At 70.3% G+C, this 21,743-nt stretch carries 21 protein-coding genes; 8 read left to right on the forward strand and 13 right to left on the reverse strand.

Going from position 1 to position 21,743, the window contains the following annotated elements:
- The first annotated feature begins 84 nt into the window (after positions 1-84).
- The 4 genes from A3862_RS11855 to A3862_RS11870 all read left to right on the forward strand — a co-directional run bounded on the left by A3862_RS11855 (position 85) and on the right by A3862_RS11870 (position 5,741).
- Complete coding sequence (locus A3862_RS11855; RefSeq protein WP_043348452.1) at positions 85-2,037, forward strand: PrkA family serine protein kinase; 1,953 nt, start codon at positions 85-87, stop codon at positions 2,035-2,037.
- A 203-nt stretch (positions 2,038-2,240) separates the two neighbouring features.
- Positions 2,241-3,542 (forward strand): YeaH/YhbH family protein, encoded by a 1,302-nt coding sequence (locus A3862_RS11860; protein ID WP_043386438.1) that lies wholly within the window; start codon positions 2,241-2,243, stop codon positions 3,540-3,542.
- Between the two features lie 90 nt (positions 3,543-3,632).
- The gene (locus tag A3862_RS11865) at positions 3,633-5,204 is read left to right on the forward strand and encodes a SpoVR family protein (protein ID WP_043386436.1); all 1,572 of its coding nucleotides are present in this window, start codon (positions 3,633-3,635) and stop codon (positions 5,202-5,204) included.
- Between the two features lie 108 nt (positions 5,205-5,312).
- Positions 5,313-5,741 (forward strand): PaaI family thioesterase, encoded by a 429-nt coding sequence (locus A3862_RS11870; protein ID WP_043386434.1) that lies wholly within the window; start codon positions 5,313-5,315, stop codon positions 5,739-5,741.
- 6 nt (positions 5,742-5,747) lie between these two features.
- On the opposite strand, the gene A3862_RS11875 is transcribed toward A3862_RS11870, so the two are convergent.
- The 4 genes from A3862_RS11875 to glyA all read right to left on the reverse strand — a co-directional run bounded on the left by A3862_RS11875 (position 5,748) and on the right by glyA (position 9,418).
- Positions 5,748-6,368 carry a riboflavin synthase gene (locus A3862_RS11875; RefSeq protein ID WP_043759229.1) on the reverse strand — a complete coding sequence of 207 codons (621 nt, stop codon included), beginning with the start codon at positions 6,366-6,368 and terminating at the stop codon, positions 5,748-5,750.
- A 3-nt stretch (positions 6,369-6,371) separates the two neighbouring features.
- Complete coding sequence (gene ribD, locus A3862_RS11880) at positions 6,372-7,481, reverse strand: bifunctional diaminohydroxyphosphoribosylaminopyrimidine deaminase/5-amino-6-(5-phosphoribosylamino)uracil reductase RibD (RefSeq protein ID WP_043759227.1); 1,110 nt, start codon at positions 7,479-7,481, stop codon at positions 6,372-6,374.
- Positions 7,478-8,011, reverse strand: a complete 534-nt coding sequence (gene nrdR / locus A3862_RS11885; RefSeq protein WP_043386431.1) for a transcriptional regulator NrdR — start codon at positions 8,009-8,011, stop codon at positions 7,478-7,480. The genes ribD and nrdR overlap by 4 nt, the downstream gene beginning before the upstream one ends.
- Before the next feature lie 102 nt (positions 8,012-8,113).
- Entirely contained in the window at positions 8,114-9,418 is a 1,305-nt protein-coding gene (glyA, locus tag A3862_RS11890; RefSeq protein WP_043356556.1) for a serine hydroxymethyltransferase, read from the reverse strand.
- Between the two features lie 207 nt (positions 9,419-9,625).
- Between glyA and A3862_RS11895 the strand changes: the two genes are divergently transcribed.
- Together A3862_RS11895 and A3862_RS11900 are read left to right on the forward strand one after the other, a co-directional pair.
- Positions 9,626-10,318, forward strand: a complete 693-nt coding sequence (locus A3862_RS11895; protein ID WP_124262966.1) for a hypothetical protein — start codon at positions 9,626-9,628, stop codon at positions 10,316-10,318.
- Entirely contained in the window at positions 10,315-10,761 is a 447-nt protein-coding gene (locus A3862_RS11900; RefSeq protein WP_043759223.1) for a hypothetical protein, read from the forward strand. Before A3862_RS11895 ends, A3862_RS11900 begins: the two co-directional genes overlap by 4 nt.
- A gap of 77 nt (positions 10,762-10,838) precedes the next feature.
- Here A3862_RS11900 and A3862_RS11905 read toward each other — a convergent pair whose 3' ends face one another.
- From A3862_RS11905 to A3862_RS11925, 5 genes are all read right to left on the reverse strand, one after another.
- Entirely contained in the window at positions 10,839-11,156 is a 318-nt protein-coding gene (locus A3862_RS11905) for a cupin domain-containing protein (protein WP_043759221.1), read from the reverse strand.
- A 73-nt stretch (positions 11,157-11,229) separates the two neighbouring features.
- The gene (locus A3862_RS11910; RefSeq protein WP_111473613.1) at positions 11,230-12,003 is read right to left on the reverse strand and encodes a DUF937 domain-containing protein; all 774 of its coding nucleotides are present in this window, start codon (positions 12,001-12,003) and stop codon (positions 11,230-11,232) included.
- A gap of 108 nt (positions 12,004-12,111) precedes the next feature.
- On the reverse strand, positions 12,112-13,548 hold the full coding sequence (locus tag A3862_RS11915; protein ID WP_043759217.1) for an MATE family efflux transporter: 1,437 nt from the start codon (positions 13,546-13,548) through the stop codon (positions 12,112-12,114).
- A gap of 17 nt (positions 13,549-13,565) precedes the next feature.
- Positions 13,566-15,542, reverse strand: coding sequence for a monovalent cation:proton antiporter-2 (CPA2) family protein (locus tag A3862_RS11920; RefSeq protein ID WP_043356576.1), 1,977 nt, complete (start codon positions 15,540-15,542; stop codon positions 13,566-13,568).
- 136 nt (positions 15,543-15,678) lie between these two features.
- A complete protein-coding gene (locus A3862_RS11925) occupies positions 15,679-17,298 on the reverse strand; it encodes a glucosamine inositolphosphorylceramide transferase family protein (RefSeq protein ID WP_111473614.1) in 1,620 nt (539 codons plus the stop codon).
- A gap of 359 nt (positions 17,299-17,657) precedes the next feature.
- Here A3862_RS11925 and A3862_RS11930 point away from each other — a divergent pair, with 359 nt between their 5' ends.
- The gene (locus A3862_RS11930; protein WP_043386416.1) at positions 17,658-17,957 is read left to right on the forward strand and encodes a hypothetical protein; all 300 of its coding nucleotides are present in this window, start codon (positions 17,658-17,660) and stop codon (positions 17,955-17,957) included.
- 54 nt (positions 17,958-18,011) lie between these two features.
- On the opposite strand, the gene A3862_RS11935 is transcribed toward A3862_RS11930, so the two are convergent.
- Positions 18,012-18,449, reverse strand: a complete 438-nt coding sequence (locus tag A3862_RS11935; RefSeq protein WP_442919057.1) for an RT0821/Lpp0805 family surface protein — start codon at positions 18,447-18,449, stop codon at positions 18,012-18,014.
- 146 nt (positions 18,450-18,595) lie between these two features.
- Between A3862_RS11935 and pdxH the strand changes: the two genes are divergently transcribed.
- Positions 18,596-19,219, forward strand: coding sequence for a pyridoxamine 5'-phosphate oxidase (gene pdxH, locus A3862_RS11940; protein WP_111473615.1), 624 nt, complete (start codon positions 18,596-18,598; stop codon positions 19,217-19,219).
- Positions 19,220-19,289: 70 nt separating this feature from the next.
- Here pdxH and A3862_RS11945 read toward each other — a convergent pair whose 3' ends face one another.
- The 3 genes from A3862_RS11945 to A3862_RS11955 form a co-directional block, all read right to left on the reverse strand.
- Positions 19,290-19,982, reverse strand: a complete 693-nt coding sequence (locus A3862_RS11945) for a 50S ribosomal protein L25/general stress protein Ctc (protein WP_043386413.1) — start codon at positions 19,980-19,982, stop codon at positions 19,290-19,292.
- 159 nt (positions 19,983-20,141) lie between these two features.
- The gene (locus tag A3862_RS11950; RefSeq protein WP_124262967.1) at positions 20,142-20,558 is read right to left on the reverse strand and encodes a hypothetical protein; all 417 of its coding nucleotides are present in this window, start codon (positions 20,556-20,558) and stop codon (positions 20,142-20,144) included.
- Positions 20,559-20,851: 293 nt separating this feature from the next.
- Complete coding sequence (locus tag A3862_RS11955; RefSeq protein WP_043386406.1) at positions 20,852-21,742, reverse strand: ABC transporter permease; 891 nt, start codon at positions 21,740-21,742, stop codon at positions 20,852-20,854.
- Position 21,743 lies beyond the last annotated feature (1 nt).

A 21,743-nucleotide genomic window follows, 5' to 3' on the forward strand; every position in this document is an offset into this window, starting at 1 on the left:
CGCCGCACTGCGACAAAAGCGGGCCTGTCGGTTGCATCCAAGCCGAGACAGGATGAAGCTGTCACGGTCTGAGAGGGTTATCGAATGCCCATGCATGCGACGAACGACCTTTTCCAGAGCTTCGCCCGAGGGTACGAGGCCCGCCGCGACACGGAGATGACGCTCTCCGAGTACCTGGAGGCCTGTCGCGACGAGCCCCTGATGTACGCCTCGGCCGCAGAGCGCATCCTCGCGGCGATCGGCGAGCCCGAATTCGTGGACACCGCCAAGGATTCGCGCCTCGGCCGGATCTTCATGAACCGGACGATCCGGACCTACCCGGCCTTCCGGGAGTTCTACGGCATGGAGGAGACGATCGAGCGGATCGTCTCGTTCTTCCGCCACGCCGCGCAGGGGTTGGAGGAACGCAAGCAGATCCTCTACCTGCTGGGCCCGGTGGGCGGCGGTAAGTCGTCGCTGGCCGAGCGGCTGAAGCTCCTGATGGAGGTTCACCCCGTCTACGTCCTCAAGGCCGGGGACGAGGTCTCGCCGGTCTTCGAGAGCCCGCTGGGCCTGTTCGATCCCGAGACGATGGGCGAGGAGATCCAGCGCCGCTACGGCATCCCGCGCCGGCGGCTGACCGGCCTGATGAGCCCCTGGGCGCTCAAGCGCCTCGACGAGTTCAACGGCGACATCTCGCGCTTCAAGGTGATCAAGGTCCGGCCTTCCCGGCTGCGCCAGATCGCCATCGCCAAGACCGAGCCGGGGGACGAGAACAACCAGGACATCTCCTCGCTGGTCGGCAAGGTCGACATCCGGCGCCTGGAGACCCTGTCGCAGGCGGATCCCGACGCCTACTCGTATTCGGGCGGCCTGAACCGCGCGAACCAGGGCATTCTCGAGTTCGTCGAGATGTTCAAGGCGCCGATCAAGATGCTGCACCCGCTGCTCACGGCGACGCAGGAGGGCAACTACGTCGGCACCGAGAATATCGGCGCGATCCCGTTCACCGGCGTGATCCTGGCCCACTCGAACGAGGCCGAGTGGCAGACCTTCAAGACCAACAAGAACAACGAGGCCTTCATCGACCGCATCTACGTGATCAAGGTCCCGTACTGCCTGCGCGTCACCGAGGAGCAGCGGATCTACGAGAAGCTGATCTCCAGCTCGGAACTCTCGGACGCCGCCTGCGCCCCCGGCACGCTGGAGATGCTGGCGCGCTTCTCGGTCCTGTCCCGCTTGCGCGAGCACGCCAATTCCAACGTCTTCTCGAAGATGCGGGTCTACGACGGCGAGTCCCTGCGCGAGGTCGATCCCCGCGCCCGCTCGATGCAGGAATACAAGGATACGGCCGGCGTCGACGAGGGCATGGACGGGATCTCCACCCGCTTCGCCTTCAAGGTCCTGGCCGCGACCTTCAACCACGACACCACCGAAGTCTCGGCCGATCCGGTGCACCTGATGTACGTGCTGGAGCAGTCGCTCAAGCGCGAGCAGCTGCCGCCCGAGACCGAGAAGAAGTACCTGGAATTCATCAAGACCGAGCTGGCCCCGCGCTATGCGGAGTTCATCGGGCACGAGATCCAGAAGGCCTATCTCGAATCGTACCACGATTACGGGCAGAACCTGTTCGACCGGTATATCGACTATGCCGACGCCTGGATCGAGGACCAGGACTTCAAGGATGCCGAGACCGGGCAGCTCATGAACCGGGAGCTCCTGAACCAGGAGCTCACCAAGATCGAGAAGCCCGCCGGGATCGCCAACCCGAAGGACTTCCGCAACGAGGTGGTCAAGTTCGCCCTGCGCTCCCGAGCCCAGCACGGCGGCCGCAACCCGAGCTGGACCTCCTACGAGAAGCTGCGCGAGGTGATCGAGCGGCGGATGTTCTCCCAGGTGGAGGAACTGCTGCCGGTGATCTCCTTCGGTTCCAAGAAGGATGGCGAGACCGAGAAGAAGCACGGCGAGTTCGTCGAGCGCATGGTCGCGCGCGGCTACACCGAGCGGCAGGTTCGCCGTCTGGTGGAATGGTACATGCGGGTGAAGCAGGCCGGCTGAGGCACGGGGTGTCCGGCCGGGTCCAATCCGGCCGGCACAGGGTTCGACCCTGAGATCCGACCCTTTGCCGCCACAGTTTCGGACGACCGGCCGGTGAAGATCTCGGCCCTGCTGCAAAAGAGGGATCCATCCCTCCGGTAACGGCATGGTACGACAAGGGTCCGGACCCGGCCGGAACACGCGGACGAGGGTTTTCGCAGCGGATGCATATCGTCGACCGACGTTTGAACCCGGGCGGCAAGAGCCTCCCGAACCGCCAGCGCTTCCTGCGGCGCGTGAAGGACGTGGCCCAGCGCGCGGTGCGGGAATCCGCCCGCGAGAAGGACATCAAGGATCTCGGCAAGGACGGCCGCGTCACCGTGCCGGCGGACGGCGTCCGGGAGCCGCGCTTCTCGCGCCAGCCCGGCACGGGCCTGCAGGACCACATCCTGCCCGGCAACAAGACCTACGTCGAGGGCGACACGATCGAGCGGCCCCCGGGCAGCGGCGGCGGCCGTGGTGCCGGTGAAGGCGGGGAGGGCGGCGAGAACAGCGAGGACGCGTTCCGCTTCGTCCTCACCCGCGAGGAGTTTCTGGAGCTCTTCCTCGAGGACCTGGAGCTTCCGGACCTCGCCAAGCGGCGGCTGGCCGTGGTGGAAACCGAGGGGCTGCGCCGGGCCGGCTACACGGTCACCGGCTCGCCGGCGAATCTCGCGCTCACCCGCACCCTGCGCAACTCGATGTCCCGGCGGATCGCCCTCAAGCGGCCGAAGCCCGAGGAAGTCGCGGCCCTGGAGGCGCAGATCCAGGCCCTGGCGGAGGGCGATCCAGAGCGTTCGGAACTGGAGCAGGCCCTGTTCCGGCTGCGCGAGCGGTCGAAGCGGATCCCTTACGTCGATCCGATCGACCTGCGCTTCCGCCGGTTCGAGCCCTATCCGCGGCCGATCGCCCAGGCGGTGATGTTCTGCCTGATGGATGTGTCGGGCTCGATGACCGAGCACATGAAGGACCTCGCCAAGCGGTTCTACATCCTGCTGCACATCTTCCTGACGCGCCGCTACCGGCACGTGGAGATCGTCTTCATCCGCCATACCGACCGGGCGACCGAGGTGGACGAGGAGACCTTCTTCGGCTCCCGGGAGACCGGCGGCACCCTGGTCTCCTCGGCGCTCGTGGAGATGAAGCGCATCATCGCCGAGCGCTACGACCCGAACGACTGGAACATCTACGCCGCCCAGGCCTCGGACGGCGACAACGTCTCCTCCGACGGGCCGACCTCGACGGAACTCTTGCGGTCGCACATCCTGCCGGCCTGCCAGCACTTCGCCTATCTCGAGGTGGGGGACGAGAACGGCCCCCGCGCCGGCTTCGTGGAGCACCGCACCACCCTGTGGCGGACCTACGAGGCGATCGCCAAGGCCGGCGGTCCGATCGCCATGCGCAAGGTCAACCATCGCCGGGAGATCTACCCGGTCTTCCGCGAGCTGTTCGGCCGCAAGGAAGGCCGCGCCGAGGCGGAGGCGTGACACGGAGTGGCGCGACGCGTCCCTCCCGCCTCTGCGGGGGAGGGCGAGACGCGGAGTTGGCCGGATCCAAGCAATCGAACGGGAGGCCGCATGACGCTCGTCAAGGCACGGACGCCCCAGACCATCTCCGGGGGCCAGAAACCCCTGTTCACCGGTAACGACTGGGATTTCGACACGATCCGACGGATCCACGACGCCTGCGAGGCGGTGGCCGGACCGCAGCTCGGCCTGTCCTGGTACCCGAACCAGATCGAGATCATCACGGCCGAGCAGATGCTCGACGCCTACGCGTCGATCGGCATGCCGCTGTTCTACAAGCACTGGTCCTTCGGCAAGCACTTCGCCCAGCACGAGTCCGGGTACCGCCGCGGCCTCATGGGCCTCGCCTACGAGATCGTCATCAACTCCGACCCGTGCATCTCCTACGTCATGGAGGAGAATACGGCGACGATGCAGACGCTCGTCATCGCGCACGCCGCCTTCGGGCATAACCACTTCTTCAAGAACAACTATCTGTTCCGGCAGTGGACCGACGCCGAAGGCATCCTGGACTATCTCGACTTCGCCAAGGGCTTCATCGCCCGCTGCGAGGAGCGCTACGGCCATCAGGCGGTGGAGCAGGTGCTCGACGCCGCCCATGCGCTGATGAGCCAGGGGGTCCACCGCTATCCGCGCAAGAAGCGGCCGGACCTCGCCTCCGAGCAGCGGCGCGAGCGCGAGCGGATCGAGCACGGGGAGCAGATCTACAACGATCTCTGGCGGACCCTGCCGCAGAAGGTCGGCGCCGTCCGCTCCGACATGGCCGCCGAGCGGCGCAAGGCGCTGCTGGAGCTGCCCCAGGAGAACATTCTTTATTTCCTGGAGAAGGTCGCACCCCGCCTGCGCCCCTGGCAGCGCGAGATCCTGCGCATCGTCCGCCTGGTGGCCCAGTACTTCTACCCGCAGCGCCAGACCAAGGTGATGAACGAGGGCTGCGCCACGTACTGCCACTACCGGATCATGAACGCCCTGTCGGAATCCGGGCAGATCACCGAGGCGGCCTACCTCGAATTCCTGCAATCGCACACCAACGTCATCCGGCAGCCGAACTACGACGACCGCTCCTATGGCGGCCACAACCCCTACGCGATCGGCTTCGCCATGATGCAGGACATCGCCCGCATCGCCGAGCAGCCGACCGACGAGGACCGGGCGTGGTTCCCCGACATCGCCGGCACCGGCGACGCCATGGCGGTCCTGCGCGACTGCTGGGAGAATTACCGCGACGAGAGCTTCATCCAGCAGTTCCTGTCACCCAAGCTGATGCGCGACCTGCGCCTGTTCCACGTCGTGGACGATCCGGAGGAGCCGGAGCTGCGGGTCGAGGCGATCCACGACGAGCGCGGCTACCGCAAGCTGCGCCGCGCCTTCGCGCGCCAGTATGACGTCGCGTGGCTCGATCCCGACATCGAGGTGGTGGATGTGGATCTCGAGGGCGACCGGCGCCTGATCCTGCACCACAAGGCGATCAACAAGATCACCCTGCAGAAGGACGACGCCAAGCGGGTCCTGCAGCACCTCGCCGACCTCTGGGGCTACGACGTGGTGCTCAAGGAGATCGAGCCGGCCACCGGCACGGTGCTGGGCGAGATCACCGCCAGCGCACGGCCGATCTTCTTCTGATCGGAGCCGCGCGACGGTTGATTCCATCCGGACACCGCAGGATGCGGGGGGATAGACGGGAGGCGGGCTTCGGATTGCCTCCCGGGAGCGCCCGTGCTGCAAGGGCCCATGACCGCCACGATCCTGACCCTCGCCGAGACCCGCGACTTCCTCGACCGCGAGTTCCCGCAGATGCAGGCGGGCGGGCGGGCCTACCACCTCGAGGCCGTGGGACCGCTCTCGGCGCGGATGCGGCTGGAGGCCCACGAGCGCTTCCTGCGCCCGGGCGCGACGGTGTCGGGGCCGGCCATGATGGCGCTCGCCGACTATGCCCTCTACGCGGCAATCCTCGCCAATATCGGGCCGGTGGCGCTCGCGGTGACCACGAGCCTGAATTTCAACTTCCTGCGCAAGCCCGCCACGGGGGATCTCGTGGCCGAATGCCGGCTGCTCAAGCTCGGGCGGCGGCTCGCCGTCGGCGAGGTGGCGATCACCGCTGTCGGCAGCCCGGACCTCGTCTGCCACGCCACCGGCACCTACTCGATCCCGCCGCGCTGAGGACGCTCAGGCCCGCGCCTCCGCGAGCCGGGCGGCGTAGCGAGCGATCAGGTCGACCTCCAGGTTCAGGCGGTCGCCCTGGCGCCGCTCACCCCAGGTGGTGACCTGGAGCGTGTGGGGGATCAGCAGCACCGAGAACAGGTCGCCCTGGACCGAATTCACCGTGAGCGAGGTGCCGTCGAGGCAGACCGACCCCTTCTCGGCGATGAACTTCGCCAGGGCCGCCGGCGCCCGGAGCGTGAACCGCTCGCTCGGCCCCCAGGCGCCCGCCGTGACGCTCTCGCGCTCCACGATCTCGGCGAGACCGTCGACGTGGCCCGTGACCAAGTGGCCGCCGAGTTCATCGCCGATCTTGAGGGAGCGTTCGAGGTTGATCCGCGTTCCCGCCACCCAGGCGCCCACGGTGGTGCGCGCCAGGGTCTCGGCGGCCGCGTCCACCGCGAAGACGCAGCCCCCCTCGGCCGGCTCGACCGACACGGCCGTGAGGCAGGGGCCCGCGCAGGCGATCGAGGCGCCGAGCGCGATCGTCGCCGGGTCGTAGGAGGCGCGGATCGCGATCCGGCGCAGATCACCTTCGCCCGAGACCGAGACGACCGTGCCGACGTCGCTGACCAACCCCGTGAACATCGCTTACGTCCTGTTGCGCTCGTAGGTCACGGCCTCGTCGGGCCCGAACGTGAGCCGCTCGGCCTCGCGGAACCGGTCGCCCGCCAGGGCCTCCGCCAGGGCGGGCCCCAGCGCCGGAAGACCGCCCGCCGGTCCCAGTTCCACCGGACCGGTGACCAGAGTGCAGGTGTCGATCAGATCGGCCCGTGCGAGCGCCTCCGCAAGGCGGGGGCCGCCCTCGCTGCACAGGCGGGTCAGGCCGCGCTCCCCCAGCTGCGCCAGGGCCGCCGGGAGATCGATCCCGCCGGCCGCGTCCGCCGGGACGGTCGCGACCTCGACGCCGAGCGCTTCCAGGGCGCGACGCGCATGGGCCGGGGCCGAGCGGGTGGTGAGCACCAGGGTCGGCGTGTCGCGGGCGGTCCGCGCCAGGACGCTGGCGGGCGAGAGCCGCAGATGCGTGTCGAGCACGACCCGCAGGGGCGAGCGCCCGTCCAGGCCCGGCAGCCGGACGGTCAGCGACGGGTCGTCCGCCCGGGCGGTGCCGATGCCGATCAGGATCGCGTCGGCATGGGCGCGCCAGAGATGGACCGCCCCGTCCGCCACCGGGCCGGTGATGCGCAGGCGGTCCGGACCGGCGGCGGCGCAGAAGCCGTCGCGGGTGCGGGCGAGCTTGAGGTGCAGGGCCGGGCGGCCGCGTGTCACCCGGGTGATGTGGCCGACATGGTCGCGCGCCGCCGCATCCCGCATCAGCCCGGTCTCGACCGCGACGCCGCCCTGTCTCAGGAGATCGTGGCCCCGCCCCGCCACCCGCGGGTCGGGATCCTCCAGGGCACTGACCACCCGGGCGATCCCGGAGGCCAGGATGGCGTCGGTGCAGGGCGGCGTGCGGCCATGATGTGAGCACGGCTCCAGGGTCACGTAGAGGGTCGCGCCGCGGGCGGCGTCCCCCGCGGCGGCCAGCGCCACAGGCTCCCCGTGCGGGCGTCCCCCCCGCGCCGTCGCCGCCGTCCCGAGGATGCGCCCGGTCCCGGGCTCGACCACCACGGCGCCGACCGACGGGTTCGGCCACGTGGTGCCGAGACCGCGGCGGCCCAGCGCCAAGGCGAGGCGCATGAAGTGGGTATCGTCGCTCATGGGCGGCCGGCGCGGCGCCGCCCCGGTGCCTCGGGCTCCAGCTCGGCGTCCGGCCCCGGCACGGCCGCCGGCACCGGGCTACCGTCGCTCAGCGTGCCGAGCAGGTCCTCGAAGTCCTTCGCCTCGCGGAAGTTCTTGTAGACGGAGGCGAAGCGCACGTAGGCGACGTCGTCGAGACCCTTGAGCCCCGCCATCACCAGTTCGCCGATCGCCTCGGAGGTCACCTCGGGCTCCCCGGCGCTCTCGAGCTGCCGGGTGATGCCGCTGACCAGCCGCTCGATCCGCTCCGGATCGACGGCGCGCTTGCGGAGCGCCACGTCGATGGAACGCTGAAGCTTGTCCCGGTCGAAGGGCACGCGCTTGCCCGAGCGCTTGAGCACCACGACCTCGCGCAGCTGCACCCGTTCGAAGGTGGTGAAGCGGCCGGCGCAGTCGGGGCAGACCCGGCGCCGCCGGATCGCGGCCCCGTCCTCGGAGGGCCGCGAGTCCTTCACCTGGGTCTCGGAGCCGCCGCAATAGGGACACCGCATGGATGGGATACTCGGGCATGGAAACGGCCGCGGACCGGTCGGATCCGCGGCCGTTTCCTAATCCACCGAAGGGCGGCCCGAAAGACCGGCCCCGCTCACGCCTCAGCCGTAGATCGGGAACCGGTCCGTGAGGGCATGGACGCGGGTCTTGACATCGGCTTCGACCGCGCTGTCGCCCGCCTCACCCTTGGCGGCGAGCCCGTCCAGCACCTCGACGATGAAGCCGCCGATCTGCTTGAACTCGGCGACGCCGAAGCCGCGGGACGTGCCGGCGGGGGTGCCGAGCCGGATGCCCGAGGTGATGGTCGGCTTCTGCGTGTCGAAGGGCACGCCGTTCTTGTTGCAAGTGATGTGCGCCCGCGACAGCGCGGCTTCCGCCGCCTTGCCGGTGAGGCCCTTCCGCTGCAGGTCGACCAGCATCAGGTGGTTGTCGGTGCCGCCCGAGGTGATGTCGTAGCCGCCCGAGATCAGCGTGTCGGCGAGCGCCTTGGCGTTCTCCACCACCTGGCGGGCGTAGATCTTGAACTCGGGCTTCAGCGCCTCGCCGAAGGCCACGGCCTTGCCGGCGATGACGTGCATCAGCGGGCCGCCCTGGATGCCCGGGAAGATCGCCGAGTTGAACTTCTTGGCCAGCGCCTCGTCGTTCGTCAGGATCATGCCGCCGCGCGGGCCGCGGAGCGTCTTGTGGGTCGTCGTGGTGGCGACATGGGCGTGCGGGAACGGCGACGGATGGACGCCGGCCGCAACAAGGCCCGCGAAATGGGCCATGTCGACCATGAAGTAGGCGCCCACCGAGTCGGCGATCTCGCGGAACTTGGCGAAGTCCCAGTGGCGCGGGTAGCCCGAGCCGCCGGCGATGATCACCTTCGGCTTATGCTCCTGCGCGAGCTGGGCGACCTGCTCCATGTCGATCCGCTGGTCCTCGCGGCGCACCGTGTAGGAGACCGGCTTGAACCACTTGCCCGAGACATTCGGCGGGGCGCCGTGCGTCAGGTGGCCGCCCGCGGCGAGGTCGAGGCCCAGGAAGGTGTCGCCGGGCTGCATAAGGGCCAGGAACACGCCCTGGTTGGCCTGGGAGCCCGAGTTCGGCTGCACGTTGGCGAAGCCGCAATCGAACAGGCGCTTGGCGCGCTCGATGGCGAGATCCTCGGCGATGTCCACGAACTGGCAGCCGCCGTAGTAGCGCCGGCCCGGATAGCCCTCCGCGTACTTGTTGGTCAGCACCGAGCCCTGCGCCTCCAGCACGGCGCGGGAGACGATGTTCTCCGAGGCGATCAGCTCGATCTCGTGCTGCTGACGGCCGAGCTCCTTGGCCACCGCCTCGGCGATCTCGGGATCGGTCTCCGTGAGGGGCGCGGCGAAGAAGCTGTTGGAGAAGTGCTTGTCGGCGGCGGTACCGGCGCTCATGGTCTGCCTCTGTTCTGGTAGGGGCGATGCCCGGCCTTTCGTCGGCGTGCACGGGCGGGCGTTCAAGGTGGGATTCCTACACGCGCCGACGGCTCAGGCCAAGCGCAGGCATTTTGCTCGCGCGCCAAGAATAATTTGCCGCAGGCCGGGCGCCCGCTCGGCCGGATGGGGTCGAAGTGCTTTCCTAACGCAACCTGCGATCGCTTAATGGAAGGAAAAGAATCATGGAATAAAACAGGAACAAAGACGGCGGGTTCTGGCGCGATGCGAGATCACGATCCCGATGTGATCTGGGCGTATTCCCTCGCGGAGCTTCGCTTGAGCCGAGCCTTCGTGGCCCTGGAACGCCGGGGCATCAAAGCCGGATTCAGACCGGATCGGCTACGGGGCCGCGATGGTCGGTGGTGCGGAGAGGGCGGGTCGCCCACCGTCGTTCGCAAGGACCGAACGGGTGATCCTCGGATCGACGCGAAGACCGATGAGATCCTCGATGTCCTGAAGGACGTCGTCGCGAGCACCGAGCCGGGAGAGGGGTTCCTCTACGGGTTCCAGATCCATGCCAGCCTGGCGGCCCGCCTGCGCGCGCTGGATCTCCCCGGGATCGGCAGGCACGGTGTCGAGCAGAGCTTCGTCGCCGGCGACATCGTCCGCCACGGCCTGTCCGGCAGCAGACGCACGGATGTTCTTCTCCGGGATGGCCGGACCAGCGCAGCGCCGGTCCGGGCGATCTGGGACATCAAGACCGGCGAAACGGGTCTGTCGCCGCGCCGCATCCGTGCCCTGCGGGCCGGCGCAGGTGTCGCCGACAGCGTCCCGGTCATCGAGATCCATCTGCTCCGCGGCATCTCCGTCACGAGCCGCATCTCTGTCGCCGTCACACTCGGAGTCGTGCGCGCATGAGTAATGAAGCGTACGCCCTGTGTCCGAGACCACTCGCCGGCGTATCGGATTGGCAGGCCGGCCTGGACGCGCTCGGTTTCGATCTGCAGCTTCGTGGAACGACGATTCCGCCGGCCTCGTCGGGGCATCTGCTGGCCGTGCGGCGCGGCCGGGCCTCGGGCTTCGAGTGCTCGATCGTGCCGTTCTCGGAATTGAAGGAAACCTATCCGGAGACCGACTTCGCCGGCTCCTGGCCATGCGTGTACGCGTTCTGGTTCGGCACCATCGCGGAATCCATCGGCGCCCTGATGGCGATCACGGTCTGCGTGACATCGGTCGGGGGGCTCGCCTTCTTTCCCGAGGACGGTCGCTTGCTGACCGCCGATCAGGCCGTCCGGTACGCGCGCGAGACGGTGCCCGCGGCTGAGGAACTGGAACGGCAACTCGGCCCCGGACCGGAATGATCCGTCCTCCTCCTCAGCGCCGAGCCTGAGCCGGCCGAGGAGTCCCGGCCGAACCAGCCACACCCGCCGGACCTATGTCAGACCTGCGCCGCGAGGTTCGTCTCGATCAAGACCGTCTCGGTCTCGAATTCGGCCGCGTGCCACGCTCCGGCCGGGAAGTGGAACACGCTGCCGGCCGAGAACGGCTTGCGACCCTGCTCGGTCTCCAGGACCCCGGAGCCCGCGAGCACCTGCACGAACTGCTCGTGGTCGTGACTGTGGGCCGGCGCCGAGATGCCCGCCGGCACCACCACGCGCACGAGGCTGGCACCCGCACCCGGGATCGCGCGCTTGGCGACGCCATTCCCGGCGACGCTCTCCGTGCGATCGTCCCAGGCGGTCAAATGGTCGCTCATCGGCGGATCTCCTCGGCGACAGGTTTCCGCTTCGATCCGCGGGGTCAACGTCCGCCCGGGCCCTGTCCCTGCGTCAACCGGTCCCGCCGGACGGGCGACCGCGCCGGCCCTTGCCCGCCGCGGGATCGGCGGGCGCCGGATCGGGACGTGCCGGGGTGCCGTCCGAGGACTGGGGCGTCGCGCCCCCGGAGGCAGGCCAGAAGGTCTCGAACAGCTCCTGCATCGCCCGGATGTTGTTGCCCTGAACCTCGGCCCCGGTGCGCATCATCTGCTGGAACACATCCGAGCCGGCTTCGCCTGCAGTTCCCTGCGACGGCTTCGCGGTCGGCTTGGCGGCCGGCTTCGGCGGCGGCGCCGGCGGCTGGACCGCGGGCATCATCGCCTTGGCCATCTCGGCCCAGGCCGGCCCGAACGGGAACGGAACGGGCGGCGGCGGGCTCGACCGCGCCTGCGCGGGCTCGGCCTGCGGCTGGTTCAGCATGACATGGACGATGCTCGCCACCACGGCCCCCGCCATCATCGGCAGCATCTGGCGCAGCACCTGCGCGCCGACGCCGCTCGTGGCCGAGGCCTGCCGCAGCACGGCCTGCATCAGCTGCGCCGAGCCGAACATCTGGCTGAGGGCTTCGAAGCCCTGCGGCGGCGTAGGCTTGGCGGCTTCCAGCCCGAACATCCGGGCGAAGCCGGTCGGGTCCACGCCGACGCTGCGCTGGAGCCCCAGGGTCAGGGCCGGCATCAGCGCCTCGAAGGCGCGGGCCGTCTGCTCAGTCGTCAGGCCGAATTGCTGGGCCATGGCCTGAAGGCCGGCCTCGCCCTGGGCCTGGAACATCTCGAGCGGGTTGAACATGACGCCTCGATCCTGCCCCGGCCGGGACAGGCCGAGACAGGGTATGGTGACCCGTCACGCGGGGAAATACCAGTTCTTCCCCGCGGAACTTGCGCCTTCTCCGCCGTCTCAGTGCAACGGCTCGGGATGGGCATGGCCCGGCGGCAGCGGCGCCGGCCTCTCCAGCACCGCCGCCGCAGCCTCGGGCTCACGCCCGCGCCGGCCGCTCCCTTCCAGGCGGTCCACCGTGCGGCGGGCCAGCAGGATGCCGAGGGCGCCGAAGACCAGGGATCCCACGCCCATCCCGGCGACCACGCCGCGGGGGCCGTAGAGCGCCGCCCCGAGCATCGCCGGGGGGACAGTGCCGAGGGTCGCGCGCCCCCAGTTCAGCAGCGTCGAGCGCAGGGGGAAGCCGAGATTGTTGAAGGCGGCGTTGCCGAGGAACAGCAGCCCGTTGAAGAACCAGATCGCGCCGCCGACGAGGCAGAAGAAGCCGAAGAGCTCGGCCGCGACCCCGTGCAGGCCGAACAGGGTGGCGAGCCATCCCCGGGTCAGCGCCAGGACGAGCCAGACCACGGCGACATAGGCCAGCGTCACCCGGACCGCCGCGCGCAGCACGCCGCGCATCCGGTCGAACAGGCCCGCGCCCCAATTCTGCGCCAGGATCGGGCCGATCGCCCCCGACAGGGCGAACAGGCCGCCGAAGGCCACCGGCGTCAGGCGGTCGATCACCGACGCGGCGGCGACCGCATCGGCCCCGTAGCCGGCGAACAGCCGTGCCAGGAACGCGCTCGCCACCGAGGGGGCGAGATTCGTGAGCACGGCCGGTCCCGCGACGCCGGCCAGGGCGGCGGCGTCGGCCGCCAGGTCGGACAGGTGCGGCCGGCGGAGGAGTCCGTGCCGGGCGACGCCGCGGACGCCCACCGCCACGAAGGTCGCGCGCGCGACGCAGACGGTGATCGCCGCGCCCGTGACGCCGAGGCCGGCCCCGAAGATCAGCAGCGGATCGAGCAGTGCGGTGACCACCGCTCCGGCCAGGGTGACCGACATCGCCTGCCTGGCTTCGCCCACCGCGCGCAGCAGGCCGGTGAACAGCATGCCGGCGGCGAGCAGCAGGTTCGACGGAAGGGTGATGTGGAGGAACAGGATCGCCACCCGCAGCGCCTCGCCCTTCGCGCCGATCAGGCCCAGGAGCGGGTCGGCGAGCAGCGCGATCAGCACCGCGATGAGGGCGGCCACGAGGCTGCCGAGGACCAGCGCGGAGGTCGCGAGGCGCCGCGCCGCCGCGCGGTCGCGCGCGCCGACGGCCTTCCCGACCAGGGCCCCGGCGGCGATCATCAGGCCGATATTCACCGCCGTGGCGAAGAACTGCACGATGCCGGCGAAGCCGACCGCCGCGGTGAGGTTCGGGTCGCCGAGCGTCGACACGTAGAGCAGCGACAAGAGGTCGACGACGAAGATCGCCATCAGCCCCACCGATCCGGTGGCGGCCATCACCACCACGTGCCGGAGGATCGAGCCGGTGACGAAGCGGCCCGCCTCCGCCGGGGGCGGCCCGTCGGACATGTCAGACATCCGGCCGGTCACGCATCCCGGGCGCTGCCTTCCGCTTCCAGCTCCGCCTCCGGATCGGCCTCCCCCTCGGCGGCGTCCGTCTCCTGAGGCGCCAGTGCGGGCTTCTCCAGCAGCCGCTCGGCCGCCTCGCGCCGGTCGCTGCCCACGAGGTCGCGGGTCTCGGTGCTGAGCGCCCGCGCCGGCCGGACCGGAATGGTCAGCGGCTCGGGCTTCAGACCCGCCGCGGCGCCGCGCATCCAGCCGGCGCCGTCCGGCAGGGCCCCGGCCTGCTGCAGGACGAGGCGGGCGATGTCGCGCTTGCGCACGTCGTCGGCCCGGGCCGAGGCGGCCTCCGGCGACAGGCCGAGCCCCTCCAGCGCCGACCGTCCGAAGGCGAGGGCGGATTCGGCGGTCTCGCGGATCTGGTAGTCGACGTCCCGGTTCATCAGCTCCACCGCGTGCAGGCGGTCGTAGGCGCGCACGAAGGTGCGCACGCTGGAGAACTCCTCGTGGACGATGTCGACGATCTTGAGGGCGCCCTCCCGGTCGTCGACGCAGATGCAGACCAGCTCGACCCGGCCGATCCCGGCGGCGCGGAGCACGTCGAGCCGGGTGCCGTCGCCGTAATAGATGCGGAAGCCGAAGCGCGAGGCGGCGCGCAGCTGCTCCACGTCCTTGTCGATCACCGTGACGGGGATGCCCTCGGCCATCAGCACCTGCGTCAGCACCTGCCCGAAGCGGCCGAAGCCGATCACCAGCACCCTGGCGTCGCCGCTCTCGGTCAGCTCGGTGGAGGGCGCCTCCAGCGCGCGGGTGCTGCGCGCGGTGCGCCGCTCGATCAGCTTGTCGAGCCCCTTGGCGGCAATCGGCCCGATCAGCATGGTCAGCGCGGCGAGCGCCACCGCGAAGCGCGTCGCCGTGACGCCGGTGAGGCCGAGATCCTGGGCCTGAGGCAGCAGCACGAAGGCGAACTCGCCCGCGGGCGCCAGCACCGCCGCCCCCCGCAGGGCCCCCAGCGTGTCCGAGCCGAACAGCCGGAACAGGCCGGCCACGATGGCGACCTTGACCAGGATCGCCGCCAGGGTGGCGCCGAACAGGGCGGGCCAGACCTCCCGCACGAGGTTGCCGTCGATCGACATGCCGACGCTCATGAAGAACAGGCCGAGCAGCATGCCGCGGAACGGCTCGATATCGGCCTCCAGCTGGTGGCGGAAGTTCGACTCGGCCAGCAGGATGCCGGCGAGGAACGCGCCCATCGCCATCGACAGGCCGACCTGCTCCATGAGGAGCGCGGTGCCGAGCACCACCAGGAGCGCGGCGGCGGTCATCACCTCGCGGGCGCCGCTCGCGGCGAGCAGCCGGAAGAAGGGGTTCAGGCCGTAGCGGCCGACCAGCACCACCGCCAGGATCGCCGCGAGCGCCTTGCCGGTGGAGAGGGCCGCTTCCCCGAGCCAGGAGACGTCGGTCGCCTCCCCCGCCGAGGCCAGCAGGGGCATCAGCGCCAGGATGCCGACCACCGAGAGGTCCTGGAACAGCAGGACCGCGAAGGCGCGGCCGCCATAGGCGCTGGAGAGATCGCCCCGCTCCTCCAGGAGCTGCAGGGCCACCGCGGTGGCCGAGAGCGCCAGCGCGAGGCCGATCACCGCGGCGGCGCCCAAGCTGAGGCCCGCCAGGATTCCGGCGCCGCCGAGCACCAGCGCGCAGAGGACGAGCTGCGCGGTCCCGAGGCCGAAGATGTCGCGCCGCATCGAGACGAGCTGCGACAGGTGCAGTTCCAGGCCGACGATGAAGAGCAGCAGCACCACGCCGATCTCGGCGACGCTCGCCGCCGTCTCGGGCTCGGCGATCAGCGACAGGCCCGAGGGCCCGATCAGCACCCCGGCCACGAGATAGCCCAGCACGGCGCTCTGGCCGATCAGCCGGAAGATCGGCACGCCGATCACCGCCGCCGTGAGGAAGGTCAGGACCGGCGGCAGGAAGCTCGCATGTTCGACGGGGCTCGCCATGGTGATCGTCCCGGCGGTTCTGCTTGATCGGCGCGGGTGGAGCCCCCCGCTTAGCGTGCGCGGGGCCGGGATGCGAGCCGTCCGCGGGTGCCGTTCGGCACCGACGGGGCCGCGCCGGGCGCGGCGCGAGCCGGGATCAGCCCAGGAGTCGCGTGCGGGCCCGGTGCGAGCCGTCGATGAACTCGAAGCCGCCGGCGGCGCTCAGCATGTGCAGGCGCGTGCCCGGCCAGGCCGCCCCGGGCCGCAGGCGCGTCTCGACCCGCTGCGCGTAGGCCTCCTCGTCGAGGCGCAGGATCCGGGCGAGGCCGAGCGCCGCGCCGTAGCCCTCGCGGCAATCCTGGACCGGCCGGATCAGGCCGCCGTCGCGCGCCACGATCGGGCCCGCGGCCCGGGCCGAGCCGATGTCGATCAACACCGGGTTGTGCCGGTGCGGGGTCCAGGGCCCGCGGAAATGCGGCGCGTGCCAGAGATGCAGGGTGTCGGAATAGCTGCCCCCGCCGGCCCGGACCGTAGCGAACATCCACCAGCGGCCGTTCTGCTGCAGCAGGGTCGCATCCCCGGCCACGACCCCGTCGAGGAGCACCGCCTCGTGGACCCATCCGCGCGGGAAGTCGGTGGCCCGGTAGAGGTCGATCGTGCCCGAGGCGTGGGATTCCGGGATCATCCAGACCTGCCCGTCCGCCTCGAACACGAACGGGTAGGAGAGATGGGTCTCGAGTTCGAGCACCGGCTCCGGACGGCCGCGGGGTCCGGTCTCCCCGAAGCCCACCGCGGCGATCACGCCCTTGCCGCGGCGATAGTCGAACTCCTCCACGAACAGGGTCACGGCGCCGTGCCGGGCGATCGCGAAGGGGTCGGCGTAGAAGCGCCGGCCGTCGTCGGGAAGGACCTGCCAGCCGCCCTCGGGATGCCGGCGCAGATCGATCAGGTCGGGGCCGACGATCCGGCGCCAGCCCACCCGCCAGTGCGGGCCGTGGAAGCAGAGGGCGTAGAGCCTGCGGGCGATCTGCCGGGCGAGCCCCCCGGCGGCCCGCCGCCGGGCGCCCAGGCCGCCGAGGTCGTAGGCGGTCGCGGGCTGCAGGGGCGCCCCGGCGCCGTCGGGAAGCTCCGTCGAGGCGGCGCCGTCGAGGGCGGCGAGGATCAGCGTGATGGTCCGCGCGAGGTAGCCCTCGAAGGCCGCGAGCATCACCGTATGCGATTCCGCGCCCAGGCGCCCCAAGGCCACCGGCTTGCCGTCCGCTCCACGCAGGGCCGCCACCGGGGCACCATGGGCGAACAGGGCCGCGAGCAGGCCGGCTTCGCCCGGCATCCCGTCATAGTCGAGCCGCCACGCCGGTGCCGATCCCGGTTCCGCAGGCGCGCTCGAGAGATCGAGGACGAGATCGTGGGCGCTGCTGCTGCTGAGCTCCTCGCCCGCGGGGCTCGCCTCGTAGGACGCGAGCGCCACCGGCTCGGCCGCCGTGGCCAGGCCCGGCCGGGGCAGGCCGTGGATGGTGGCCTCCAGCCGGAACAGGAGTTCCGCGTTCGGCGGCAGCCCCCCCGCGTGGTCGACCCATGCGACGCGGATCCGGTGGTCGGGCCGCTGCCCGAGCTGGTCGAGAAGGCGGATATGCCAGCCGCGCAGCGCCCGGCGGTCCAGTCGAACGGTGACGGTCCGGCTGCGGGGGAGCGTCCGCGAGGGCGAAGGCTCGGCCCGGGCGGGAGCCCGGCCGCCGGCCGCCGATGGCCGGTCCATGCCTCCGGTCGCCCGCTCCATCAGCCGGTCGGCCTCATGCCCCGCGTGTCGGCTTTCGTATCGACGTTCACGGCAGCCAGACCCGGTATGCGCCCGGCGGTGACCGCCGATACGGTCGCCGCGCAGGCTCGAATTCTGTTACGCCGCGCCACGATCAAGCACGGCCGGATCGATGTCTACCGGTTCAATCTTAACAGCGGAGACGATTTCTGGGCGGTGAACCGAAAAAATCGAAATTCAGGGCGTCGAATAGGCGGGTGTTGGCAGACGGTGATACAATGCTGTGAAGCCGCGACGGTTCGCGCCAGAGTCCGCCTTTGAGGGAACCGCGCTTTCAGCTGGACCGTTCGCTTGGCAATGACATGGTGCGGAGACAGGACATGACGCGCAAGACGCTGACGGTGCCCCTCGCGGCGATGCTCCTCGCCGCCACTCCGGGGATGGCCTTTGCCTGGGGCGGCGGCGGTGGTGGTGGCGGCGACAGCGGCAGCGGCCTTTCGCCCTACGCGGCGCTGAGCGGCAACGATCGTTCGGCCGGGGTCAACAACGGCAATTACCGCGATCCGGCCCTCGACCCTTACATCCGGACCTACGATCCGGAGGCCGCGGCCCGCTACGCCGCCCCGCCGGCGGCGCAGCCGCGGTTGCGCGTGCGGCCGTATTACGGCCACCCCTACTGAGAAACCTCGCCGGCTGAAAGACTTGGCTGAGGCCGCCGGGCACGGCGGCCTCGTTCAGGAGCGGCCGGCGCCGCTCGCGCTCCGGACGCGCTTCAGCGTCCATGGACCGCCCGAGAGCTTGCAGCCGGTGCCGCGGACGAAGCGGCTGCGGGCCGGTCCGATCACCGAGGCCAGGAAGTTGCGGCAGATCAGGTCGTCCGAGACATAGGGCAGGCCGGTCGGGTTGACCGACCCGTGAAGCCCGGTCTCCGGATTGTCCCATTTCACGGGCCGCCCGTTGCCCTGCGGATCCAGGGCGACGCCCAGGGCGGCACGCGCCCGGCGCCAATCCTCCTCGGCAAGGTCGTCCCCGAAGCTCACAGGCCGCTTCTCGATGCTGCCGGTGACGGTGGGCTCCTCGACCACGCGCGGCGCCGCCGGGGGATCGCCCCGGAAGATCAGCAGAGGCTGGCTGCAGCCGCACAGGGCTATCGCCACCGACACGACCGACACGGACGCGCAGATGCGCGCCCGCCGGCTTGGCCCTTTACACGCGCATCGCCGCATTACACCTGACTCACGACGGGCTTTCCGCTCGACCGAACATGCCGATGTCGGTGCCCCCTCAGGCCCTTGACGCGGCAGGCAGGAGTCTTGGCGTGGATCAGTTAAGGACCGATGACCCGAAGAGCGCGGACTTCACACTGAGCGACGACCCCTTCGGGCTGTTCGCTTCCTGGATGAAGGACGCGGAGGCGGCCGAACCCGAGGACCCGAACGCGATGGCGCTCGCCACCGCCGGGTCGGACGGGCTGCCGGACGTGCGGATGGTGCTGCTGAAGGGCTTCGACGCCCGCGGCTTCGTCTTCTACACCAACACGCAATCCACCAAGGGGGAGGAGCTGGCCCAGAACCCGCAAGCCGCCCTGGTGCTGCACTGGAAGAGCCTGCGTCGGCAGGTGCGGGCCCGGGGCCCGATCACGCCGGTGACGGCCGAGGAGGCGGATGCCTATTTCCAGAGCCGCCGCCGCGAGAGCCGGCTCGGCGCCATCGCCAGCCAGCAATCACGCCCGCTCGCCGATCGCGCCACGCTGATGAGCGCCGTGGCGGACCTCTCCGAGCGCTACGGCGAAGGGCCGATCCCCCGGCCGGAGCACTGGACCGGCTTCCGCATCGCGCCGGTCACCCTCGAATTCTGGCAGAACGGCGATTTCCGCCTGCACGACCGGGTCCGCTTCACCCGGACTGGCGACGGCTGGAGCCGCGCGCGGCTCTATCCCTGACCGCCCGCCCGAACGAAGAGAGCCCCGGCAGGGCCGGGGCTCTCGAGAGTGCGGAGCAGTGCGACGAGGCTCAGGCCTCCTCGCCGTCCTTCTTCTCGTCCTCGGAGGTCTCGGCCTCGGCTTCGGCCTTCTCCTCGGCGGCCTCGGCCGACTGCGCCTCGGCGATGGCGGCCTCCTCGGCCTCCACCTCGGCGCCCAGCACGGTCGGCGGCACGATGTTGGCCACCGGATCGGTCGCCTCACCGGTGTAGGTGCCGGCCGGGATCTTGATGTCGGAGACGTGGATCACGTCGCCGATCGCGCGGCCGGTCAGGTCGACCTCGATCGCGTCCGGGATCTGATCCGGGGCGACGTCGAGGGCGAGCGTGTGGGCCACGATGTTGAGGGTGCCGCCGAGCTTCTTGATGCCGGGGGCCGCGTCCTCGTTGACGAAGTGCACCGGCACCTCGACGGTGACGGTCTGGCCCGAGACGACGCGCAGGAAGTCGACGTGCAGCGGCACGCCGGAGACCGGGTCGAGCTGGAAGTCGCGCGGGATCGCGCGGATCTTCTTGCCGCCAGCGTTGATCTCGAACAGCGTCGTCTTGAAGCCGCCCGCGTAGATCAGGGTGCGGGTGCGGATGAGATCGACCGCGATGGATTGCGGCGGCTGGCCACCGCCGTAGATGACGGCGGGAATCTGGCCCTGGCGACGAACGGCCCGGGCGGCCCCCTTGCCGACCCGGTCGCGTGCCACGGCCTCAAGCGTCTTGACTGCGCTCATGGCGTGATCCTTACGAATTGCTGGAGCCGGAACGCGAAAAGGCCGCCCTGTGCGGACGGCCAAGCCCTTCCCGACGCGCCCCTGCCTCCAAGGGTGTCTCGGGGGCGCGGGCTGCGCATACACGGATGGGGGTGGGTTGGCAATGTTGCGGTGGAGCCCCTACGCGGCCGCGAGGCCGCGGCGGAGGATGATGCCGATCGCCTCATCCCGGGTGGGACGCTCCGGCTCGGACAGGCGCCACGCCTCGATCGCGTTCAGCACATCCACAGGGATGGAAGCCGCGTCGACCGGCTGGGGGGCGCCAACCATCACACCGAAGCGGCTCAATGCGAAAGGCGATTCACTCTCGGCGGTCAGGTATAGGGTGGTCGCGACCTTTTCTCCGATCGCCAAGCGATCGACGATGTCGTGTGCCTCGTGCAAGTCCAGGCCGAATGCCATCAGGGCCTTCACGAGGTCGACGGGCTGATCGCTCGAGGCCGAAATCTGAAGCACGAGTTCAACGGGGATACCGGAAGGGTGGTGGCCGGCGCCCCCGTTTCGGTCCCGCTCCTGTCGTTCGAGCGCCTCCTTCAATGACGACCGCATCGACTTCAGCCTCTCTCAGGATCTCCGCGCCGATCGCGTTCAGCCCCGCTCGCCCAAGGGCACCCTTGTGCAGCCCCTGGATGTGGGCGCGACGAAAATACAAGGTTCGGCCGATCTGCTCCAGTTCGCCGACAGCCTCCAGCCGTCCGGCAGGCGTCTCGATCTCGATCAGAACCGTATTGCCGCGGCCGTAAGCGAGGATCGCGATCGCAACGGAACCAGCTGGCCACACCCGCGAACCTCGTCGACTCGACGGCCTCCAGGGTGAGCGGGTAAGCGCCCTACCGCAACCCCGCCATGGCCCGCCGCGCCCGGCGCTTCTGCAGCCACAGGGTCAGGCCGAGCGCCGTCCCGATCACCAGGGCCGAGACCGCCGTGGTCATCGTGCCCAGCGCGTAGATCTCCGGCGTCGTCACCGTGGTGGTCAGGCCCTGCAATTCCAGCGGCAGGGTGTTGCGGCCGCCGATCGCCTGGCTGGTGCGGGCGAGTTCGTCGAACGACAGGGTGAAGCCGAACAGCGCGACGCCGACGAGCGCGGGCGCGAGGATCGGCACCACCACGTGGCGCAGCGTCTGCGGACCGCTGGCGCCGAGGTCGCGGGCGGCCTCCTCGTAGGCCGGGTCGAACCGGTTGAAGACCGCGAACATGATCAGCAGGCCGAAGGGCAGCGTCCAGGTCAGGTGCGCCCCCAGCGCCGAGGTGTAGAGGCCCATGAGCGTGCCGTGATCCTCCAGGAACCCCCAGCCGGTGGCGGCGGCGAGCGCCTTGATCGCATCGTCGAGGAGCCGGAACTCCAGCCCGATGCCCAGCGAGACCACGATCGAGGGCACGATCAGGCTCGACACCGCCAGGGCGAAGACGAGGCCGGCCCCCCGAAACCCCTTCCGGAAGGCGAGGCCGGCATAGAAGGCGATCGTCACGGTGAGTGCCATCACCACGAGGCCGAGCGCCAGGGAGCGCCGCAGAGCCGCCCAGATGTCGACCACGCCGACGCCCTCCCACAGCTTGGCGAACCAATGGGTCGACACGCCGTTCATCGGGAAGGTCAGGCCGCCGGAGGGCCCCTGGAAGCTCAGGGCCAGGATGGTCAGCGTCGGCCCGTAGAGGAACAGGACGTAGAGGGCGAAGACGCCGGCCAGGAGATAGAAGGCGAGGCCGCGGGGCCGGTCCATC

Origin of the sequence: Methylobacterium sp. XJLW (assembly GCF_003254375.1) — a bacterium.
GTDB lineage: Bacteria > Pseudomonadota > Alphaproteobacteria > Rhizobiales > Beijerinckiaceae > Methylobacterium > Methylobacterium fujisawaense.